Origin of the sequence: Mesorhizobium sp. M7A.F.Ca.CA.004.04.2.1 (genome assembly GCF_004022825.1) — a bacterium.
Classification (GTDB): Bacteria; Pseudomonadota; Alphaproteobacteria; order Rhizobiales; family Rhizobiaceae; genus Mesorhizobium.
In genome coordinates this window covers 1-4188 of sequence record NZ_RZPH01000515.1, presented here as the reverse complement: position 1 = coordinate 4188, position 4188 = coordinate 1, and the positions used below count along the sequence as shown (strand labels likewise).

Annotated in this window: 5 protein-coding genes and 1 tRNA gene; 1 reads left to right on the top strand and 5 read right to left on the bottom strand. The window is 62.9% G+C overall.

From position 1 onward, the window contains the following. The 4 genes from EN893_RS21455 to EN893_RS21440 all read right to left on the bottom strand — a co-directional run. A partial coding sequence (locus tag EN893_RS21455) for a BMP family ABC transporter substrate-binding protein (RefSeq protein ID WP_164901000.1) occupies positions 1-605 on the bottom strand: 605 nt, incomplete at its 3' end. 208 nt (positions 606-813) lie between these two features. Then, on the bottom strand, positions 814-1479 hold the full coding sequence (gene msrA, locus EN893_RS21450) for a peptide-methionine (S)-S-oxide reductase MsrA (protein ID WP_127266917.1): 666 nt from the start codon (positions 1477-1479) through the stop codon (positions 814-816). Between the two features lie 100 nt (positions 1480-1579). Continuing rightward, positions 1580-1903 (bottom strand): hypothetical protein, encoded by a 324-nt coding sequence (locus tag EN893_RS21445; protein ID WP_127266916.1) that lies wholly within the window; start codon positions 1901-1903, stop codon positions 1580-1582. Positions 1904-2211: 308 nt separating this feature from the next. Further along, positions 2212-2916 carry a hypothetical protein gene (locus EN893_RS21440; RefSeq protein ID WP_236383026.1) on the bottom strand — a complete coding sequence of 235 codons (705 nt, stop codon included), beginning with the start codon at positions 2914-2916 and terminating at the stop codon, positions 2212-2214. Positions 2917-3277: 361 nt separating this feature from the next. Here EN893_RS21440 and EN893_RS21435 point away from each other — a divergent pair. Beyond that, a tRNA-Ser gene (locus EN893_RS21435) sits at positions 3278-3367 on the top strand. 192 nt (positions 3368-3559) lie between these two features. Here the strand turns inward: EN893_RS21435 and EN893_RS21430 are convergent. Continuing rightward, positions 3560-4188 (bottom strand): FAD-binding oxidoreductase (locus EN893_RS21430; protein ID WP_164900999.1); only part of this gene is annotated, 629 nt, incomplete at its 5' end.

The following is a 4188-nucleotide window of genomic DNA, read 5'->3' as shown; positions in this document are numbered from 1 at the left end:
ATCTGCGTCTTGGCGATCTCGCCACCCTTGGCCGGATCGTTCCAGGCAGCCGGCGTGTCGCCGGTCATGTTCTGGATGACATCAGTCGCACCCGCCGACTTGGCGCCGCCGACATAGCCGCATTCGAACTTGCGGATCAGAGGGATATCCATGCCGCCAACGAAGGAGACCTTCTTGGACTTAGAGGCCATCGCCGCCAGGATGCCGACGAGGTAGGAGCCCTCCTGTTCCTTGAACTTCAGCGACCGCACGTTCGGCAGATCGACCTGGTCGTCGATGATGGCGAAGTTCAGGTCGGGATATTCGGCGGCGACCTTGGTCAGCGCGTCCGTCCAGGCAAAGCCGGCCATGACGATCGGGTTGCGGCCGTCCTCGGCGAAGCGGCGCAGCGCCTGCTCACGCTGCGAGGCATTGGAGACCTCGAATTCGACGTAGGCCGTGCCGGTTTCCGTCTTGAATTTCTCGGCGCCGTTGTAGGCAGCCTCGTTGAAGGATTTGTCGAACTTGCCGCCGAGATCATAGAGGATGGCCGGCTGGACATCCGCGGCGAAAGCCGGAAGAACCATTGCGGTTGCGGCCAGGAGGCCGAGAACGATACGTTTCATGTGATCCACACCCTGTCGGTTATTTTTTCCGTTATGCACCGCATGCCTGCCCGGTTCTCCGGCAGGCATACGACGTCAGCCAGGAGTGTACTCCCTCCCGCTCGGCGGCAATCTGGCATGGCCCGAAACAAAATTCACGCGGAATTTTGACCTTTTGGAAAAGCTTGGTGCGGACAAGCCGCACCGCAGCTTGTCCTTGCGCCAAGTGTCAGGCGGAGGCGGCGGCAGGGATGGCGCAAGCGACGCCGGTGCCTTTGAGGTTGCACGTGCCGTAAGGGTTCTTCGCCAAATATTGCTGGTGATCGGCTTCGGCGAAGTAGAATTCGGCCGCCGGCGCGATCTCGGTGGTGATCCTGCCGTGGCCGGCACCGCGCAGCGAGGTCTCATACGCATCGCGCGAGGCGCTCGCCGCCCGCAATTGCGCCTCGTCGCTCGTGTAGATCGCGGAGCGATAGGCGGTGCCGACATCATTGCCCTGGCGCATGCCCTGCGTGGGGTCGTGGCTTTCCCAGAACAGCTTCAGAAGCCCAGCATAGGAGACGATCTCGGGGTCATGGACCACCAGCACCACTTCGGCATGACCGGTAAGCCCGGTGCAGGTCTCCTGATAGGTCGGATTGGGGGTGAAGCCGCCGGCATAGCCAGCCGCGGTGACCCAGACGCCTTCGATCTGCCAGAACAGCCGCTCCGCACCCCAGAAGCAGCCCAGTCCGAACATCGCCGTCTCCAGCCTCTCGGGATAAGGACCCTTGAGCGATCTTTTCAAGACCTTGTGTCTGGATGCGGTCGGGATCGCCCTGGCGCGGCCCGGCAGGGCCTGGGAGGGCTTCGGCAGATTGAGCTTCTTGTTCAGCATGTCGCTGAGAAAGAACATGCGCGGCTCCTCTCCGGGTGAAACGCAAGAAGCCGCATGACGGCGGCTTTGTTTGAGCATCGGATTCCCAAAACCGGCAACCGCTTTTGGGTCCGATGCTCTAGGTGGCGGCGAACTGCCCAGCACGCGGCGGCCGCCTGTAGCCTATCGCATAGAGCAGGAAAGCCAGCACCGCGAACACGGCGAAGCCCGGCTGGTTCAGCACCCAGGCGACGGCGCCGTCCCACAGCAGCGGGCTGGCCTTGGTTCGGATGAAGGTTTCGAAGGCGGCCCTCGTGTCGGGCGAGACCGCCAGCCAACTGGTGTTGAGCGGGGTCAGCACCAGCACGGAGGCCGCCACGGTGCGTGTCGCGTCGAGCACCGCCATGATGACGGAAATCGACAGCGCGATCATTGCGGCAAGACGAAAGACGAAGCGAAACATCAGAACCCTCCTCCGGGCTGGTCCCCTCCCGAGGGGCCTTTCAGAGATAGAATGCGCATGGCTGGATCGCAATCGCCATACGCGAATTTGCAGACTCCAAACTCAGGTCAACAGAAGGCCGGACGACAGTCGGTCGGGTGGCTTTTCATTGACATGTGAGGGCAGCTATGCTAACAATTTCAGCAGGGTGCTGATTTGCGCCGACGACCCGCCGCACAGGCGGGTTTTTGCGTTTGGTGCCTCGCAAACCGACGTGCCGGCCAAGTCTTCAAAGACCGGGTGAACCCGGATTCGTTGCCCTGCGCGAATTATGCGGCCGGCTTCCTTTTGCGCCGATGGACACGCCAGACGGCAAAAACGCCGCCGCCAATGGCGCCGATCACCAGGCCGGCCAGGCCGGTGAACACGGCGAAATAGCCGCAGGCGCCCTCGAAACAGCTCATCTCGGTGGCATCAGCGATCACCGAGCCGATGGCGAATCCGCCCACGGCGCCGATGACCGCGCCCAGGACGATGCCGAGCAGCGCGGCGACGACCGAGACGAAGACAGGCGGGCTTTCGGTTTCCGGATTGACATAAACGGCATCGGCTTCGGATCCACGGCGCAGCAGATAGATGCAGAGGACCCCGATGGCGAGTTGAGCAGCGGTGATGGCAAGCGCCTGGCCCGAAAAGACGAAATCCGAAATCGTCAGTGCACAGGCCTGCCAGGCCACCAGCCAGATGATTGTGGCGACCTGCCAGATGGTGAACTGGCGCGGGAAACGGGCCGAGCGGCCGAAGGCGAGGCCGAGCAGGTAAAGCCCCCACAGGATGGTGATGATGTCGACGGCGAGCCCGCCATAGACAAGGTAAAACACGCTGTCTGGCAGGCCGGTGGCGCCGACCGCGGGCCAGACGGAGATCAGGCCGTAGACCGACCACGCCATGACGAAGACGAGCCAGCCCACCGGCACGAAGGAAAGCCCGCTGTCCGGCCGCCTGACTGGCGTCTGTCCATTGCTCGATGTCATGTCCGCACAATGCCCCCGCAAAGCCTCGGCACCCGACAGGCAACTCCGGGGGAAGTCAAGGGCGGCCGGCCCGGCGGTCGTGCCTGTGCACACCATTGCAGCGGCGGCGCCCGTAAAAACGGGCATGCCGGCGGCCTTGCGAAACACTGTATGGCCGGCAAAGCGAATAGACTGCTGATATGGCTTGGCATTCGGCGCCGGATCGACTAGATGAGCCCCGCGCCTGTTGCTTCGACGGCTCAGGTGCGGGGAAGGGCGTTCGCTGGTTGGCGGCGCCGATGGCGGAAGTTCCGCCTTGCCCCAAGGGAGGTGCATCTCCCCAACCCGCGCGGCAAAACCGGCCGACGCGACATGCATGGACGGAGAGGTGGCCGAGTGGTTGAAGGCGCACGCCTGGAAAGTGTGTTTACGGGAGACCGTAACGCGGGTTCGAATCCCGCTCTCTCCGCCAGCTTGCACCTAGGTGTGATCAAGATCGGCGCGCCCCAGGCAATATGATCTGGCGCAGGCTGCCGACGCTCATCGCGATCTCGAGGCCAGGAGGACAACCGGGGCGCTTGTGCTTGGTGCAATCTCGAACACGACCGACGTCCCGTGATGAATTGCTTCGCCAAATCAAAACGGGGTGGTCGATCGTCTCGCCCTAGATCACCGCTTCCTCGAGGAACGGCTCGTTGCGCTCTATGCGCTCGTAACAGAATGGCGACAGATCGAGCGTCTGGAAAGCCCCGTGAACGATAAGTTCTGAAACTCCCCGGCCCACGGCTGGCGACTGTTGCAGCCCGTGCCCCGAGAAGCCGTTGGCAAACATGAAATTGGTCACCTGCGGGTGGAAGCCGACGATGCCGTTGTGGTCGAGCATGTTGTACTCGTAGTGGCCGGTCCAACTGGTCTGGACCTTGAGTGCGTCGAAAGACGGAATGCGGTGCCAGAGTGCCGGCCAGATGTAGTCGTCGAACTCTTCATGGTGCATTTCAAAGTCGTCGTAGCCGGCCGGTCCGTCGCCCTGCGGCGTGTTGCCGGTGAGAAAAAGTTCGCCTTCCGGGCGCACGAATGTACCGGAAAGGTCGATGACGTTGGGCATCCGGCCGGGGATCGGGTTGGCGCTGGCAAAGACGAAGCTGTAGCGCTTGTAGGGCGCGACCGGGATCGACAGGCCGGCCATGGCTGCGACCTGCTGCGCGCGCGGACCCGCGGCGTTGACCAATGTTCCGCAACGAACCGTCTGGCCGGTCGCGAGGCGCACCGAGATGACCCGTCCATCGGCAATAT